The 16,840-nt window shown below is 58.8% G+C and carries 14 protein-coding genes and 2 pseudogenes; 8 read left to right on the forward strand and 8 right to left on the reverse strand.

Translation table 11 applies throughout. The features are described 5' to 3' along the window. Nucleotides 1-265 precede the first annotated feature (265 nt). Nucleotides 266-1,387, forward strand: coding sequence for a beta-ketoacyl-ACP synthase III (locus tag ACIQU2_RS09735; RefSeq protein ID WP_403140216.1), 1,122 nt, complete (start codon nt 266-268; stop codon nt 1,385-1,387). Nucleotides 1,388-1,588: 201 nt separating this feature from the next. On the opposite strand, the gene ACIQU2_RS09740 is transcribed toward ACIQU2_RS09735, so the two are convergent. Then, nucleotides 1,589-2,881, reverse strand: coding sequence for a putative porin (locus ACIQU2_RS09740; protein WP_347802949.1), 1,293 nt, complete (start codon nt 2,879-2,881; stop codon nt 1,589-1,591). Between the two features lie 281 nt (nt 2,882-3,162). Between ACIQU2_RS09740 and ACIQU2_RS09745 the strand changes: the two genes are divergently transcribed. Beyond that, nucleotides 3,163-4,287 carry a GNAT family N-acetyltransferase gene (locus ACIQU2_RS09745; RefSeq protein WP_403140218.1) on the forward strand — a complete coding sequence of 375 codons (1,125 nt, stop codon included), beginning with the start codon at nt 3,163-3,165 and terminating at the stop codon, nt 4,285-4,287. Between the two features lie 149 nt (nt 4,288-4,436). On the opposite strand, the gene ACIQU2_RS09750 is transcribed toward ACIQU2_RS09745, so the two are convergent. The 4 genes and pseudogenes from ACIQU2_RS09750 to ACIQU2_RS09765 form a co-directional block, all read right to left on the reverse strand. Beyond that, on the reverse strand, nt 4,437-6,269 hold the full coding sequence (locus tag ACIQU2_RS09750) for an ABC transporter ATP-binding protein (RefSeq protein ID WP_403140220.1): 1,833 nt from the start codon (nt 6,267-6,269) through the stop codon (nt 4,437-4,439). Between the two features lie 82 nt (nt 6,270-6,351). Then, complete coding sequence (locus ACIQU2_RS09755; RefSeq protein ID WP_347802946.1) at nt 6,352-6,909, reverse strand: peptidylprolyl isomerase; 558 nt, start codon at nt 6,907-6,909, stop codon at nt 6,352-6,354. A 3-nt stretch (nt 6,910-6,912) separates the two neighbouring features. After that, nucleotides 6,913-7,718 (reverse strand): annotated as a pseudogene (locus tag ACIQU2_RS09760) (alpha/beta fold hydrolase). Nucleotides 7,719-7,732: 14 nt separating this feature from the next. Then, entirely contained in the window at nt 7,733-8,656 is a 924-nt protein-coding gene (locus ACIQU2_RS09765; protein ID WP_056742659.1) for a LysR family transcriptional regulator, read from the reverse strand. A 49-nt stretch (nt 8,657-8,705) separates the two neighbouring features. On the opposite strand from ACIQU2_RS09765, the gene ACIQU2_RS09770 reads away from it, so the two are divergent. After that, a complete protein-coding gene (locus ACIQU2_RS09770) occupies nt 8,706-9,035 on the forward strand; it encodes a 3-phosphoglycerate kinase (RefSeq protein ID WP_403140223.1) in 330 nt (109 codons plus the stop codon). Nucleotides 9,036-9,045: 10 nt separating this feature from the next. Here ACIQU2_RS09770 and ACIQU2_RS09775 read toward each other — a convergent pair. After that, nucleotides 9,046-9,165 (reverse strand): annotated as a pseudogene (locus ACIQU2_RS09775) (DUF4381 domain-containing protein); the annotation flags it as partial. A gap of 99 nt (nt 9,166-9,264) precedes the next feature. On the opposite strand from ACIQU2_RS09775, the gene ACIQU2_RS09780 reads away from it, so the two are divergent. From ACIQU2_RS09780 to ACIQU2_RS09790, 3 genes are all read left to right on the forward strand, one after another. Next, a complete protein-coding gene (locus ACIQU2_RS09780) occupies nt 9,265-9,864 on the forward strand; it encodes an FMN-dependent NADH-azoreductase (RefSeq protein WP_403140225.1) in 600 nt (199 codons plus the stop codon). Between the two features lie 284 nt (nt 9,865-10,148). Further along, nucleotides 10,149-11,027, forward strand: a complete 879-nt coding sequence (locus tag ACIQU2_RS09785) for a carboxylate/amino acid/amine transporter (protein ID WP_403140227.1) — start codon at nt 10,149-10,151, stop codon at nt 11,025-11,027. Beyond that, a complete protein-coding gene (locus tag ACIQU2_RS09790; protein WP_403140228.1) occupies nt 11,024-11,524 on the forward strand; it encodes a MepB family protein in 501 nt (166 codons plus the stop codon). Before ACIQU2_RS09785 ends, ACIQU2_RS09790 begins: the two co-directional genes overlap by 4 nt. 108 nt (nt 11,525-11,632) lie before the next feature. Here the strand turns inward: ACIQU2_RS09790 and ACIQU2_RS09795 are convergent, their stop codons facing one another. Next, nucleotides 11,633-12,931 (reverse strand): mechanosensitive ion channel family protein, encoded by a 1,299-nt coding sequence (locus ACIQU2_RS09795; RefSeq protein ID WP_403140230.1) that lies wholly within the window; start codon nt 12,929-12,931, stop codon nt 11,633-11,635. Between the two features lie 193 nt (nt 12,932-13,124). On the opposite strand from ACIQU2_RS09795, the gene ACIQU2_RS09800 reads away from it, so the two are divergent. Further along, nucleotides 13,125-14,471: a DEAD/DEAH box helicase gene (locus tag ACIQU2_RS09800; RefSeq protein ID WP_008153197.1), complete on the forward strand. Its 1,347-nt coding sequence runs from the start codon at nt 13,125-13,127 to the stop codon at nt 14,469-14,471. 70 nt (nt 14,472-14,541) lie between these two features. On the opposite strand, the gene ACIQU2_RS09805 is transcribed toward ACIQU2_RS09800, so the two are convergent. Further along, nucleotides 14,542-14,817: a hypothetical protein gene (locus ACIQU2_RS09805; protein WP_403140231.1), complete on the reverse strand. Its 276-nt coding sequence runs from the start codon at nt 14,815-14,817 to the stop codon at nt 14,542-14,544. A gap of 292 nt (nt 14,818-15,109) precedes the next feature. On the opposite strand from ACIQU2_RS09805, the gene ACIQU2_RS09810 reads away from it, so the two are divergent. Continuing rightward, nucleotides 15,110-16,816 carry a ShlB/FhaC/HecB family hemolysin secretion/activation protein gene (locus ACIQU2_RS09810; RefSeq protein WP_403140232.1) on the forward strand — a complete coding sequence of 569 codons (1,707 nt, stop codon included), beginning with the start codon at nt 15,110-15,112 and terminating at the stop codon, nt 16,814-16,816. Nucleotides 16,817-16,840: the final 24 nt, after the last annotated feature.

Raw genomic sequence — 16,840 nt, forward strand, 5'->3', positions numbered from 1 at the left:
ACCAGAAGATCAAAAGATCGCAGCCTTCGGCAGCTCCTACAAGTAGCCGTGTTACCGCGTTTGATCCAGCAAAAGGCGCCAAAACCCAATGTTTATGGCAAACTTCGCGCCTATAAACGCCGGCCCCGCGGTTTTGAGCCTTCACAGGTCTGGGCGGATCGGAATAAAGCGATGCCAGGTTTGCGTCCCCTGACGGGAGCAGATCCTTTGTGTGTTGGTACGTCGGTGCCAACACTTTCTGCCTGAACAGATTAGAGAAACGACCATGCATAACGTCGTCATCAGCGGCACCGGCCTGTACACCCCGGCCAACAGCATCTCCAACGAAGAGCTGGTGCAGTCTTTCAATGCTTACGTCGCGCAATTCAACGCCGACAATGCCGACGCCATCGCACGCGGCGAAATCGAAGGGTTGACGGAGTCCAGCGCGGCGTTTATCGAAAAGGCGTCTGGCATCAAAAGCCGCTTTGTCATGGACAAGGAAGGCATCCTCGACCCGCAACGCATGGCGCCACGCCTGCCGGAACGCTCGAATGACGAGTGGTCGGTGCTTTGCCAAATGGCCATCGGCGCCGCCGAGCAAGCCTTGCAGCGTGCCGGCAAAACCGCCGCGGACATCGACGGCGTGATCGTCGCCTGCTCCAACCTGCAACGGGCCTATCCGGCCATCGCCATCGAAGTCCAGGAAGCCTTGGGCATCCAGGGTTTCGGTTTCGACATGAACGTCGCCTGCTCCTCGGCGACCTTCGGCATTCAGGCTGCGGCCAACAGCGTGCAACTGGGCCAGGCCCGGGCGATCCTGATGGTCAACCCGGAAGTCTGCACCGGTCACCTGAACTTCCGCGACCGTGACAGCCACTTCATCTTCGGCGATGCCGCGACTGCGGTGATCATCGAACGTGCTGACCTGGCAACGTCCAAGTACCAGTTCGACATCGTCAGCACCAAGCTGCTGACCAAGTTCTCCAACAACATCCGCAACAACTTCGGCTTCCTCAACCGCGCGGCGGAAGAGGGCATCGGTGCCAAGGACAAACTGTTCGTGCAGGAAGGCCGCAAGGTGTTCCGCGATGTCTGCCCGATGGTCGCCGAGCTGATCGCTACGCACCTGGAAGAGAACACGCTCAACATCAGCGACGTGAAACGCTTCTGGCTGCATCAGGCCAACCTCAGCATGAACCACCTGATCGTCAAGAAGCTGCTGGGCCGCGAAGCCACCGAAGAAGAAGCCCCGGTGATTCTCGACACCTACGCCAACACCAGTTCCGCCGGTTCCGTGATCGCGTTTCACAAGAACCAGGACGATCTGGCCGCCGGTTCGCTGGCTGTGCTCAGCTCGTTTGGCGCGGGTTACTCGATTGGTAGCGTGATTCTGCGCAAGCGCTGAGTTGGCCTTAAAAGATCGCAGCCTGCGGCAGCTCCTACAGGGTTAAGTAATCCCATGTAGGAGCTGCCGAAGGCTGCGATTTTTTTTTGCACAAACAAAAAGACTCGCACTGGCGTATCGGACGGATGATGGGGACCGATACACCAGCGCGAGTCTGTAAAAGCGGCTCGGGCTTCCTTGCCCGAGTCGTGTAGCGGGGAATCAGAACTTGGCTTCAGCATCCAGTTGCAGGGTGTTGATTTTCGAATCCCGCAGGGTGGCGTTGGTGTAGTCGGAGTCAGCCATGAAGTACGTCGCGCCGAGGGCGAAGTTCTTGTCGATCTCGTAGCTCACTTTCAGCTTGCTGCCGCGCGAACCGGTGAAACCGTTGGCGAAGTCGGAGTCGGTGAAGGCGCCAACCACCGAGTTACGCTGTACGTCGCGGTAGTTGTAGTCCACTCCGAAGCCGTAGAACTTGGTCTTGACGCCGGCCAACCAGCCCATGTCCTGATCGTTGCTCGCACTGTCGTTGTTGACAACTTGACCGTATAACGAGAGTGGCATTGGCAGGCCGCCAATATCGATCTGACCAAAGCCTTCGTACACTTTGAACTCTTCGCCCGCGCTGTTGCCGTTGATGGCCAGTGTGGCGGTGTCCTCGTCGTTGTCGTAAGCGTAGACACTGCCACCCAGCGTCATTTTCAGGTTATCAGTGATCGCGAAGCGCGCGCCCAACTGGCCAGCGTACAGACGCAGGTCGTGACGGAACTGCTTGCCTTCGCCGTCGACGTTGTCCTGGAGGGTGTAGTGGCCGGCGCTACCGAACAGCTCGGCCGTGCTGCCTAGCGGGTATTTGTAAGTCAGGGCCAGACCTTCCGGGCTGATGTCGTTATCCCAGATGATGTCACCCATGCTCACCCATGGTTGCGGCATCTTGCCGCCGATCAAGTGCAGATTCTTGATGGCAGTCGGGTGGTAGTCGACGTAGCCCTGGTCCAGCCAGATATCTTTTTTGGAGAAGTTGCCTTCCAAGCTCTGGTTGGTGGAGCGAGCATCGTTGTTGTTGCCAGTGGCGATACGAATGCCGGTGTCCACTTGCGGATTGATTTCGGTGTAGGCACCCAGGCGGACACGAATACGTTGACGATCCTGGTCGCCGGTGTTCGGTACACCATCGTTCTTGACTGTTTCCTGACGGAATCGAACATCGCCCTTGAACTGGGTCTTGGCAGCCCACGCCAGTTTCTGGTCGAAGGTACTCAGTTCATTGGTTTTCTTTGCAGTCGCCGCGATCTGCTCGTTGGTCTCTTGCTGAGCCTGACGGGCGATTTGCTGGTCTTTCTGATCCCTGGCCAGCTCGGCTTGCAGTTCGGTGTACTGCGCAGGCGAAATCGAGCCGTTTGCCTTGAGCATGTCGAGCAGTTTGGCGTCGACTGCGGCGCTGGCCGGAACACTCATGGCCAGCAGCAACCCACCACACAAGGCCGCCGCAGTTTTCGTGGAAGCAAGACGCATATCAATCTCCGAAGATGAGAGAGGATGACTGAGCCATCCAGGACACAACCGACCGTTGACGGGCGGAAAACAGTGGTCGGGCTAGAACCCGACGCTCTAAAAACAGGCGCCAGTATCGCGATGGTTTATGACAGAGCAGTGGCAATGTGATGGCATCTCGATGACGATACAAATATGGCGTACACCCTTATCCAGAGCCCTGTCGGCGGATTGCTCGTGTGGATTTTTTGGCGATGGGCGATACTCGCCGGGCTTTCACGCAAAGAAATAGGGAAGAACTGATGCCGCTGCAACGTCTGGAAAGTCTGTCCGAAATCGCGTCGCAGACGTGGGATGCCCTGGTGCCCGAGAATCAGCCCTTTCTGCGCCACGCCTTTCTCAGCTCGCTGGAAGACAGCGGCAGCGTCGGCCCTCATTCCGGCTGGCAACCCGAGCATTTATTGCACATCGAAGGCGATCGCCTGATTGCCGCGCTGCCCAGTTATCGCAAATGGCATTCCTACGGCGAGTACGTGTTCGACCACGCCTGGGCCGATGCCTGTGAGCGTGCCGGTATCGATTACTACCCCAAGCTGCTGACGGCTGTGCCGTTCAGTCCGGTCAGCGGCCCGCGTTTGCTGGCGGCCACGCTCGAGGACGGTTTCGAACTGTTGAAAAGCCTGCCGGGCTACCTTGAAATCGAACAACTCTCCAGTGCCCACATCAACTTCACCGACCCGTTCACTGACGCAGCCTTGGCCGAGCAGCCAGGCTGGTTGCAGCGAATCGGTTGTCAGTACCACTGGCAGAATCGTGGCTATCGGGATTTTCAGGACTTTCTCGACGTCCTCAGTTCGCGCAAGCGCAAGCAGATGCGCAAGGAGCGCGAACAAGTGGCGGGGCAGGGCATTGATTTCGAATGGCTTGAAGGTAGGCAACTCGATCAGGCGCAGTGGGATTTTGTCTATGCCTGCTACGCCAATACCTACGCAGTGCGTCGGCAAGCGCCGTATCTGACGCGGGAGTTTTTCAGTTTGCTGGCCGAGCGCATGCCAGAGTCGATTCGTGTGGTGTTGGCCAAGCAAGGCTCACGGCCGGTGGCCATGGCCTTCAGTCTGGTGGGTGGCGACAGTTTTTACGGTCGTTACTGGGGCTGTCTGGCGGAGTTCGACCGCCTGCACTTCGAGACCTGTTTCTACCAGGGCATGGACTACGCGATTGCCAATGGCTTCCAGCGTTTCGATGCCGGTGCCCAGGGCGAGCACAAGTTGATTCGCGGGTTCGAACCCGTGATCACTCATTCATGGCACTACTTGCGTCATCCCGGCCTGAAAGCCGCCGTCAAAGACTTCCTGCAGCAAGAGCGCGTTGGTGTGCTGGCGTATGCCGAGGAAGCGAGGACGGCCTTGCCGTACCGACAAGATTGATTTTTTGGATGTGGAAAGTCCAATGTGGGAGCGAGCTTGCTCCGGGCGGCGTTCCGACGATAGCGGTGTGTCAGGCGACTTAAACGGTGAATATTACGCCGCCATCGCGAGCAAGCTCGCTCCCACAGGTTTGGTGTCGCTCTCAAGGGTCAATCGATGCCGACAAATCCACCTGTCTGGTGCTGCCACAACCGCGCATACAACCCGCCATGGGCCAGCAGTTCGGCGTGGCTGCCGGTTTCGGCGATCTTGCCTTTTTCCAGCACAACCAGCCGGTCCATGCGGGCGATGGTCGAGAGCCGGTGAGCGATGGCAATCACGGTTTTGCCCTGCATCAGGGTTTCGAGGCTTTCCTGGATCGCCGCTTCTACTTCCGAGTCGAGCGCCGAGGTGGCCTCGTCCATGATCAGGATCGGCGCGTCCTTGAGCAGCACGCGAGCAATCGCAATCCGCTGACGCTGACCGCCGGAGAGTTTCACCCCGCGTTCACCGACGTGGGCATCAAAACCGGTGCGACCTTCGGAGTCCGACAACAATGGGATGAACTCGTCGGCGCGGGCCTTGTGCACCGCCTCCCAGAGTTCGGCGTCGGTGGCGTCGGGTTTGCCGTACAACAAATTGTCGCGGATCGAGCGATGCAGCAGGGACGTGTCCTGGGTGATCATGCCGATGCGCTCGCGCAGGCTTTCCTGGCCGACTTCGGCGATGTTCTGGCCGTCGATGAGGATGCGTCCGCCCTCCACGTCATAGAGGCGCAGCAGCAGATTGACCAATGTTGACTTTCCTGCGCCAGACGGACCGATCAGGCCGATTTTCTCACCGGGCTTGATGGTCAGGTTGAGGTCGCCGATGATCCCGCTCTTCTTGCCGTAGTGGAAATCCACGTGCTCGAAACGCACTTCGCCACGGGTGACCGCCAGCGGTTTGGCCTGCTCTCGATCAGTGACGCTGACCGGTTGAGAAATGGTCTGCAAACCGTCCTGAACCATGCCGATATTTTCGAAAATCCCGGTGACCACCCACATGATCCAGCCGGACATGTTGACGATGCGGATCACCAGGCCGGTGGCCAGGGCAATCGCGCCTACGGTGATCATCGACTGCGTCCACAGCCACAGGGCCAGGCCGGTGGTGCCGACGATCAGCAAGCCGTTCATGCTGGTGATGACCACGTCCATGCTAGTGACCACCCGGCCGGCCAGTTGGGCTTTTTCGGTTTGTTCCTTGATCGCTTCGCGAGCGTATTGCTGCTCGAAGTTGGTGTGGGCGAACAGCTTCAGGGTGGTGATGTTGGTATAGCCATCGACAATCCGCCCCATGAGTTTGGAGCGCGCGTCGGAGGACACCACCGAACGTTCCTTGACCCGTGGCACGAAGTAACAGAGGGCGCTGATGAAGGCGACGATCCAGGTCAGCAGCGGGATCATCAGGCGCCAGTCGGCTTCGGCGAACAGCACCAGCGAACTGATCGCGTAGATCAGCACGTGCCACAGCGCGTCCACGGCTTGCACAGCCGAATCGCGCAGCGAGTTGCCGGTTTGCATGATGCGTTGGGCGATGCGCCCGGCGAAGTCGTTCTGGAAAAAATTCAGGCTCTGTTTGAGCACATAACTGTGATTCTGCCAGCGGATCAGGCTGGTCATGCTGGGGCTCAGGGTCTGGTGCACCAGCAGGTCATGCAGGCCAACAAAAATCGGCCGAAAAACCAGGGCTACCACGGCCATCCAGGCCAGCTCGATGCCGTGTTCCTTGAAGAAATTTACGTTAGGGGTGCCTTGGGTCAGGTCGATGATACGACTCAGGTAACTGAACAGCGCCACTTCGATCAGCGCACCGATCAGACCGACGAACAGCAGGACGGCGAAACTCGGCCAGACCTGCTTCAGGTAATAGGTATAAAAAGGGAGGACCCGATCCGGCGGAGCGGCCGTCGGGGCATCGCGGAAAATGTCGATCAGTTTCTCGAAACGGCGATAAAGCATCAGTTCTCCGCCCGCGCACGGGCTCTCCTTTGAACAGTGTGAGCGGCGCACTCCGGCAACCGCTCAAGACTTCCTGTGTAGCTTAGTCGATGACTTTGGCTGACTTGATGAACACAGGGTCGGCTGGCACATCTTTCATGCCGCTTTTGGTAGTGGTCTGGGAGTTGACGATGACATCTACCACGTCCATCCCTTTGACGACTTTACCGAACACGGCATAGCCATCACCGCTGTCGAGGAAGTCATTGTCTTTGACGTTCACGAAGAACTGGCTAGTGGCCGAATCAGGATTAGAGGTGCGGGCCATGGACAGCGTGCCACGGACGTTATGCAGACCGTTTTTGGACTCGTTCTTGATCGGTGCCTTGGTTTCTTTCTGCTGCATTTGTTGAGTGAAGCCGCCGCCCTGGACCATGAAGCCCGGAATCACACGGTGGAAAATCGTGTTGTTGTAGAAGCCGCTGTTGACGTAATCAAGGAAGTTCTTGGTACTGATCGGCGCCTTGACCGGGTCCAGTTCGATCTCGATCTGGCCGTTAGTGGTTTCCAGCAGCACGTGCGGCGCCTTGGCGGGCGTTGCGGCCATCAGGTTGGCGGCAAACAGAACGGAGCCAGCGACGAGGGCGATTTTTTTCAGCATGGGTCAGTGATCCTGAGTGAGGTAGTGTCGACTGCGGTGAGAAACTCGAGCAGCGTTTGGTTGAACATTTCGGGTTGATCCAGCGGGGTGGCGTGGCGCGAATCGGCGATCACCACCAGCCGCGCATCGGGCAGCAGTTTTACATAGGTTTCTTTCAGCGAGACCGGTGTGTAGTCACGGTCGGCGCTGACGATGAGGGTTGGACAGGAGACCCTCGAAAGTCGTTCCTGAACCCCCCAGCCAACGATTGCATCGAAGCTGGCGAGATAAGCATGTTTGTCGTTTTTTGCCCAGCGCTCGGCCATTTTTTGGCGCAGGTCAGCCTGTTCGGGTTTGGGGAACAGCTTGCCGCCCAGGGCCGTGCCGATGGCGCCCAGACTGAGGACGCGCATCAGGCTCCAGCGCTTGAACCACTGCCAGTAATCGTCGCGGCTGCGCAGTTTGACCTCGGGCGCGCTGTTGACGATGCACAGGCTTTTGAGCAATTGCGGCTGATCCACGGCCAGTTGAAAACCGATCATGCCACCCATGGACAGGCCCACGTAATGAGTGGGGCCGAGGTTCAGGTGTTCAATGAGGGCGATCAGGTCGGCGCTGAACCCGGCGATGCTGTAGCGCTCACGGGGCTTGTCGGAGCGGCCGTGGCCGCGTACATCCGGGACGATCACCCGGTAGCGGGCCGACAGCGCCGGGATCTGCTGTTCCCAGTCCAGGGTGCTGGAACCCAGCCCGTGGACCAGCAGCAACGGCGTGCCGTGGCCATATTCCTCATAGTGCAGGTTGCAACCTTCGTGTTCGAAATAGGCCATGCGTACACTCCGTGTCAGGCTTGTTCTGGGGCGGCGAAAGGTGCATCCAGCGGCGCAGTGTCGAAAGTGCGCAGCAGTTCGATGAGAATCTGCGTGGCCGGACCCAAGGGTTTGTCCTTGTTCGAGTACAGGTAGAAGCTCGGGTTGCGGCTGCCACCCTGGTCCAACGGTAGCAGCTTAAGCAGACCTTCCTTGAGTTCCCGTTCGATCATGTGCCGAGGTAACCAGGCGAAACCCAGGCCGCTGCTGACAAAAGTTGCCGCGGTGGCCAGGCTGCCGACGGTCCAGCGCTGTTCCGCGCCGAGCCAGCCAACGTCCCGTGGCTGCTGGCGGCCGGAGTCGCGGATGACCACTTGCATCTGGGATTCCAGATCCTGGAAGTTCAGTTCGCGGTTCAGACGATGCAGCGGGTGTTCGGGGTGAGCGACAGCCACAAACTCTACGTCGCTCAATTCCGCGCCCAGATACCCGGGAATGCTGAAGCCAGTAATGGCCAGATCGGCCACGCCTTCGAGCAAGACTTCTTCTACCCCCGATAGCACTTCTTCGCGCAGACGCACCCGGCAGCCACGGCTTTGCGGCATGAACGCGGTCAAGGCGCGGACAAGACGGGCGCTCGGATACGCAGCGTCGACCACCAGCCGTACTTCCGCTTCCCAGCCTTGTTCCATGTGATGGGCCAGGTCTTCCAGCTGACTGGCCTGTTTCACCAGTTGCCGCGAACGGCGCAGCAGCACGCCCCCGGCTTCGGTCAGCACCGCTTTGCGGCCGTCGATGCGCAACAGCGGCACGCCGAGTTGGTCCTGCATGCGGGCCACGGTGTAGCTCACCGATGATTGCGAGCGGTGCAGCGCTTCGGCGGCCTGGGCGAAACCGCCGTGGTCGACCACGGCCTGTAACGTTCGCCATTGATCAAGGGTCACGCGGGGCGCTTTCATGAATAGCTCCTCTTGTCCTAAGCTGGCAGTCCTTATTGGAGACTGCTGAATGAAAAAGCTTTGTTGTGTGGTATCGGGTTGTGTGCTGCTGGCGATCCTGCCGCTGACGGCGTTTGCCTATCCGATCGACGTTGAAAAACAGCTGAACGGCTTGAGCATCGACTACAACGCGTATGACACGGATAGCGACATCGCCTCCATTCAGGTGAACAACTACGGCACCACCGATGCGGCCTGTAAGGTAGTTTTCAACAATGGCCCGGAAGCGCCACGCACCCGCAATATCGAAGTGGCCGCTGGTAAACACAAAAATGCCACCGCCAAGTTCAACCGAAGCATCATCAAGATGCGTATCAAACTGACCTGCACCCCCAAATGACATCAAGCGGTTGTGGGAGAGAGCCTGCTCGCGAAAGCGGTGTATCAGGCAACAGTGATAGCGCCTGACACGACGCCTTCGCGAGCAGGCTCGCTCCCACAGGGCATGCTCTGCTTATAAACGAATTTATTGATGGTTTATAGCAGTTATTTGTGCTTTTTCATCGATTAAACTCTGTTTAACCTTCACTCCATCGCCTTACAGCATTCTCAGATGGAGCCTACAAGCCATGTCACGTGTTCTGATCATCGAAAGCAGCGCCCGCCAGCAAGATTCGGTTTCCCGTCAACTGACCCAGACCTTCATCAGCCAGTGGCAAACCGCGCACCCGAACGACCCAATCACCGTTCGTGACCTGGCCGTCAACCCGGTGCCGCATCTGGATATCAACCTGCTGGGCGGCTGGATGAAACCTGCCGAGCAGCGCAACGACATCGAACAGGTTTCCCTGGAACGCTCCAACCAGTTGACCGACGAACTACTGGCCGCTGATGTACTGGTCATGGCCGCGCCGATGTACAACTTCGCCATCCCGAGCACCCTTAAAGCCTGGCTCGACCATGTGCTGCGTGCCGGCGTGACTTTCAAGTACACCGACACCGGCCCGCAAGGTTTGCTCAGCGGCAAGCGTGCCTACGTGCTGACTGCCCGCGGCGGAATCTACGCCGGCAGCCCGGCGGATCACCAGGAACCCTACCTGCGCCAGGTCATGGCGTTCATCGGGATCCACGACGTAACGTTTATCCACGCCGAAGGCATGAACCTGGGCGGTGACTTCCAGGAGAAAGGCCTGAACCAGGCCAACGCCAAGCTTTCCCTCGTCGCCTGAGGCTTTAATCGCCAGATAATCCCTTGATGTTCAAGTGACCTGGCGCAACCCCTTCAAGGCTTTACGCGCATCGAACCTCCCTTTGCACTTGTTGCTCCTGAGTGCTGTAGCCCGATTGAACGCTTTAGCGAGATCGGGCTTTTTTTTGCCCGGGATTTGTTGAATTGGCACATAAACCCTGTAGGAGCTGAGCTTGCTCGCTCCCACAGGGTTTTGTATTGCCTGACGGTTCGCGATAACGGGCAAAACCCGCTATCGTCGCCGCCATTCGAAACGAGGCGAGCATGGGCTATCTACTTTTTGTCACGCTGATTCAGGCGTTTTCCTTCAGTTTGATCGGCGAGTACCTGGCGGGTCATGTCGACAGTTACTTCGCGGTGCTGGTGCGAGTGGTACTGGCGGGGCTGGTGTTCATTCCGTTGACCCGCTGGCGTTCGGTCGAACCGGCATTCATGCGCGGCATGCTGCTGATCGGCGCGTTGCAGTTCGGCGTGACCTACGTCTGCCTGTACCTGAGCTTTCGGGTGCTGACGGTGCCGGAAGTGCTGCTGTTCACCATTCTCACACCGCTGCACGTGACCCTGATCGAAGATGCGTTGAACCGGCGCTTCAACCCGTGGGCGTTGGTGGCGGCACTGGTGGCGGTGCTCGGCGCGGCGGTGATTCGTTACGACCGGATCAACCCGGACTTCTTCATGGGTTTCCTGCTGCTGCAACTGGCCAACTTCACCTACGCCGCCGGGCAAGTGCTCTATAAGCATCTGGTGGCCCGCCATCCGAGCGATTTGCCGCATTTCCGGCGCTTTGGTTACTTCTACCTGGGGGCGTTGGCAGTGGCATTGCCGGCGTTTCTGTTGTTCGGCAAACAGAACTTCCTGCCCGAAGCACCGCTGCAATGGGGTGTGCTGGTGTTCCTCGGCCTGGTCTCGACTGCGCTCGGGTTGTACTGGTGGAACAAGGGTGCGTGTCTGGTGAACGGCGGGACGCTCGCGGTGATGAACAACCTGCATGTGCCGGTGGGGTTGCTGATCAATCTGCTGATCTGGAATCAGCATGAAGAGCTGGGGCGGTTGTTCCTGGGTGGGTCGGTGATTTTGATGGCGGTGTGGATCAGTCGGTTGGGCGTCAGGCGAGAAGTGCTGCCATTGCGGGAACGGCCATGACGGACCTGATCGCCGCCATCGAGCAGATCTACAAGCCCGCAGGCATGACATTAACGGATGAAGCTCGGCGCGAGGAGGCGAGTACCGAATACGGCGCCTGCCGCTTTGGCCTCGATGGCCAGGCGATGGTCTTCCGCGTAGCGAAAACCACGCCGACCAAGATTGGCCAGTTCGTCACGTTATGGAAGCGGCCAACGCCTGCCAGCGAGATTGCACCGCTCGACACCGGCGATGGCGTCGCTTTTGTGGTGGTGAGCGTTGCTGATGAAACCCATCGCGGGCAGTTTGTGTTTGACCAGAAGATACTCGCCACCAAGGGTGTCATGTCGATTGATGGCGAAGGTGGCAAGCGGGCGATTCGTGTCTATCCGCCATGGTCCAGACCCGTCGCCAAACAAGCGGTGAAGACGCAGCAATGGCAGCTCAAATACTTCCTTGCGCTTGACCAAAGCGGTGATGCCGACCCCGTTCAGGTACGCCGACTCTTCAAAAAATAGACCCCTAACCCTGTGGGAGCGAGCTTGCTCGCGATAGCGGTGTGTCAGATACATTGATGTCGCCTGACACTCAGCCATCGCGAGCAAGCTCGCTCCCACAGGGGGCGGTTACATAAGGTGTTTTTCCGGCTCGGGAATGTGGCTTGCACCCAACACCGCAGGCAATAACCCAGCCCGCAAATCCCCGCCACTGGGCTGCTGATAAAGGCTCAAGCCAAACTCCGGCAACACCGCCAGCAGGTAATCGAAAATATCCCCCTGAATCCGCTCGTAATCCGCCCACGCGGTAGTGCGGGTGAAGCAGTAGATCTCCAGCGGAATCCCCTGAGAGGTGGTCTGCATCTGGCGGACCATGCAGGTCATGTTTGGCTGGATTTCCGGGTGACTCTTCAAATACGCCAGTGCATAGGCGCGGAACGTCCCGATATTGGTCATCCGCCGACGGTTGGCCGACATCGCCGCCACATTACCCTGGGCTTCGTTCCAGGCCTTGAGTTCAGCCTGCTTGCGGCTGATGTAGTCGGTCAGCAGATGCACCTGGGACAGCTTCTGCTCTTCGTCATCGCGGATGAATCGCACGCCACTGGCGTCGATGAACAAGCTGCGCTTGATCCGTCGTCCACCGGATTGCTGCATGCCGCGCCAGTTCTTGAACGACTCGGACATCAGGCGCCAGGTCGGAATCGAAACAATCGTTTTATCGAAATTCTGCACCTTGACCGTATGCAGCGTGATGTCGACCACGTCACCGTCGGCGCCGACTTGCGGCATCTCGATCCAGTCGCCGACCCGCAGCATGTCATTGCTGGTCAGCTGCACGCTGGCGACGAACGACAGCAGGGTGTCCTTGTAGACCAACAGAATCACCGCCGACATGGCGCCCAGACCCGACAGCAGCAATAGCGGCGAACGGTCGATGAGGGTGGCAACGATGATGATCGCGCCAAACACGTACAAGACCATTTTCGCCAGTTGCACGTAGCCTTTAATCGAACGGGTACGGGCATGCTCGGTGCGCGCGTAGATGTCGAGCAGGGCGCTGAGCAGGGCACTGACCGCTAACAGCAGGAACAGAATGGTGAATGCCAGCGCGACGTTTCCGAGGAAGATCAGACTGGTCTTGCCCAGCTCCGGCACCAGGTGCAAGCCGAACTGGATCACCAGCGAGGGTGTGATCTGCGCCAGACGATGAAAAACTTTGTTATGCCGAAAGTCATTGATCCAGTGCAACGCGGGCTGGCGACCGAGCATTTTGGTCGCATGCAGAATGAGGTAGCGCGCCACTCGTCCGAGGACCAGCGCAATCACCAGCAATAGCACCAATGCCAGGCTGGAATGCAGGAGCGGGTGCTGATCAAGGGCACCCCAAAGGTCTTGGACGTTGAGCCAGAGCTGTTTGATATCCATGGGTAAAAACGGTTCTTCTGTAGGACGCGACGGGGCGATTAGAGCATTTAAGACGCTTTGGGTGACGTTTGAGGACAAAAGACGCAATAAAAAAACCACTGTTTAGCGCCGTTTGTATAAAGAAACTCGGCCTGAGCGCTCGAAACCGTTACCCTATGCAGCTGTTTTTTTGTATTTCTTCGAGGTAGCACCCGTGTTTTCCCAATTCGCCCTGCACGAACGCCTGCTCAAAGCCGTGGCCGAGCTTAAATTTGTCGAGCCAACGCCTGTGCAAGCAGCGGCTATTCCGCTGGCGCTCCAAGGGCGTGACCTGCGGGTGACAGCGCAAACCGGTAGCGGCAAAACCGCTGCATTCGTTTTGCCGATCCTCAACCGTCTGATCGGCCCGGCTAAAGTCCGCGTCAGCATCAAGACCCTGATCCTGCTGCCGACCCGCGAGCTGGCCCAGCAAACCATCAAGGAAGTTGAGCGTTTCGCTCAGTTCACCTTCATCAAGTCCGGCCTGATCACCGGCGGTGAAGACTTCAAGGTCCAGGCTGCCATGCTGCGCAAGGTGCCGGACATCCTGATCGGTACGCCGGGCCGGATGATCGAGCAACTGAACGCCGGCAACCTCGACCTCAAAGAAGTCGAAGTACTGGTCCTCGACGAAGCCGATCGCATGCTCGACATGGGTTTTGCCGAAGACGTCCAGCGTCTGGTGGAAGAGTGCACCAACCGCCAGCAGACCATGCTGTTCTCTGCCACCACCGGTGGTTCGGGCCTGCGCGAGATGGTCGCCAAGGTGCTGAACAACCCTGAGCACCTGCAGCTCAACAACGTCAGCGATCTGAATGCGACCACCCGCCAGCAGATCATCACCGCTGACCACAACCAGCACAAAGAACAGATCGTGAACTGGCTGCTGGCCAACGAGACCTACCAGAAGGCCATCGTGTTCACCAACACCCGGGCCATGGCCGACCGTATCTACGGCCGCCTGGTGGCGCAGGAATACAAAGCGTTCGTCCTGCACGGTGACAAAGACCAGAAGGATCGCAAGCTGGCCATCGACCGTCTGAAGCAGGGCGGCGTGAAAATCCTCGTCGCCACCGACGTCGCCGCTCGCGGCCTCGACGTGGAAGGCCTGGACCTGGTGATCAACTTCGATATGCCGCGCAGCGGCGACGAATACGTTCACCGCATCGGTCGCACCGGCCGTGCCGGCAACGATGGCCTGGCCATCTCGCTGATCTGCCACGGCGACTGGAACCTGATGTCGAGCGTCGAGCGCTACCTCAAGCAGAGCTTCGAGCGCCGCACCATCAAGGAAGTCAAAGGCACCTACGGCGGACCGAAAAAGGTCAAGGCCTCGGGCAAAGCCGTTGGCGTGAAGAAGAAAAAGGTCGACGCCAAGGGCGACAAGAAGAAAACCGGCGCCAAGGCCCCGACCAAACGCAAAATCGCCAACCGCCCGAAGACCGACGCCCTGTCGCTGGTCAGCAAGGACGGCATGGCGCCGCTGAAACGCCGCAAGCCGGAAGCGCCGGCTGCTGAATAAGCAGTTCTAGCGACCAATAAAAAAACCGGACAATGTCCGGTTTTTTTATGCCTGGGATTCCTTAGATGGATCAACCCTCGGCTTTTTTCTCCGCCGATCCCAGCTCCTTCAATCGCTGATCGATCAACTGGCACTTGTCCGGCAAATCCTTGCTCGCCGTCCCCAGGTCCATCTTCTGTAACTCGGCGTTGATCTCCTTGGCCTTGGCCGGATTTTGCTCGGTGAGCTTGGTCACTTCCTTGGCCAATTGTTCGCGCTTGGCGGTGGCTTCCTCGGGTGTGCAGGCCCAAGCGGGGAGGGCGCAGGCGAGGGTGGCGGCGAGGGTGAGTTTCAGCAGGGTTTTCATTGGGGTGGGCCTCGGTTCCGTGTCGGGCGGTTAATCGGTTGAGGCCGCGAGGTTGTGAAAGTTCACTCGTGATCAGCCCCCCCGTGACGGTGCTCGGAAACGTCCTACCTCTTCCAGACGCTTTCGACATCACTTCAAGACATTTCCCGCTGTTGCGCCGGAACCGTCCGGTTTAGGTGTTTCCGCTCGTCAATTACGCTCGCTGGATCCAACCATTCATTGACGCCAGAATAGTGGCCATCTAATATCGCGCCACTATTGTGCTATCAGTCTCCATTTCGAGGGATCGAACATGTACCCACCCGCCCTCGTGGCGAGGTTGTGCCTGGCTTTGCTGTGCCTTTCTCCGCTGAATCTTGCTCACGCAGCCCCCACCCCCGGTGAAACCGACCTCATCCGCGAACGCCAGGATCGCCTGCTCGAAGAGCAGCGTCGGCGTCTCGAAGAGCTCAAGGAATTACCCGGCAAGGAAGCCAAGCCTGCCGCACCGACGGCACCCGCTGATACCCGTTGTTTTCCGATCAAAGACATCGAACTCAAGGGCGCGGACAGTCTCTCCGAGAGCGAGAAAAATCGTCTGCTCAAGCCGTACATCGGCCAATGCCTGGGTGTTACCCAGCTCAACGAACTGCTGAAAGTCATCACCGACCACTACATCGAAAAAGGCCTGGTCACCAGTCGTGCCTACTTGCCGCAGCAGGATTTGTCCGGCGGGCATCTAAAGGTGCTGGTGGTCGAAGGCAAGCTCGAAGGCTTGAAAGGCGCGGAGGGCAGCAAGCTGTCGGACCGCGAGCTGGGCATGGCTTTTCCCGGCAAGACTGGCGAGTTGGTCAACCTGCGGGAAATCGAGCAACTGGTCGATCAGCTCAACCGTTTGACATCGAACCAGGCGCAGATGGAGTTGGCGCCGGGCAAGAACGTCGGTGGCAGTGAGGTGTTGGTCAAGAACACCCCGCAAAAGCCTTGGCGTGCCGGGTTGTCCCGCAGCAACGACGGCCAGCGCAGCACCGGCGAGCAGCAGTGGGGCACGACGTTAGATTGGGACAGCCCGCTGGGCCTGGCCGATCAATTGATGCTGCGTGGTGGCCACGACGCTTTGAGCGATCACCAGCACACCTCCAACAACGCGATGCTCAATTACAGCGTGCCGTGGGGCTGGTGGAACTTCAACTACACCTACAGCCAGAGTGAGTACCGCTCGCAGGCTCAAGCCAATGGTTTCAATTTCAAGCAGACCGGTGACAGCGAAAACCATCAGCTGCGCGCCGAGCGGGTGATCCATCGCGATGCTGTGAGCAAGACATCCCTCAGCACCGGTCTCTCTTACCTGCGCACCAACAACTTCATCGAAGACAGCAAGCTCAAGCTGAGCAGCAACCGCATCAGTGAAGCGCAGTTCGGCATCAACCACGGTCGGCGAGTCGGCAGCGCGTTCGTCAACATTGACCTCGGCATGCAGGAAGGCATCGGCGCATTTGATGCTCAGGGTAATGGCGATCCAGGTCCCGGCGAACCGAACGCTCGCTACCGCAAATACACCGCGACTGCGAGCTACCTGCAACCGTTCAAGGTGTGGGGAGAGTCGTTCAGTTTCAGCAGCCTGATGACCGGCCAGCGCAGTGAAGACGTGCTGTTCAGCCCGCAGCGCACCAGCCTCGGTGGGCAGTCGTCGATCCGCGGTTACAAGGATCAATCCTTGTCCGGCGACAGCGGCGGCTACTGGCGCAACGACCTGCGCTGGAGCCGTCCGGTGACCCTGGAATGGCTCCGCCCGGCGTTCGCCGAATACGGCACCAGCCTCGGCTACGACCAGGGCGTGATTCGCGGCGATCGCTACAACGGCGATCAGCACGGGCGCATGTCCAGCAACTCCGTGGAGCTGTTCGCCCGGGGGCAGCACCTGGCCGCCAGCGTGACCTTTGCCCATTCCCTGGAACGTCCGGACACCCTGACCGAGCGCGAAGCGCCGATCTATTTCCGCGTGGATTTCTTCCTCTAAATTCTGCTTTAAACGAGATTCGAT

The sequence above is a fragment of the Pseudomonas sp. NPDC098740 genome (assembly GCF_044760065.1).
Classification (GTDB): Bacteria; Pseudomonadota; Gammaproteobacteria; order Pseudomonadales; family Pseudomonadaceae; genus Aquipseudomonas; species Aquipseudomonas rossensis.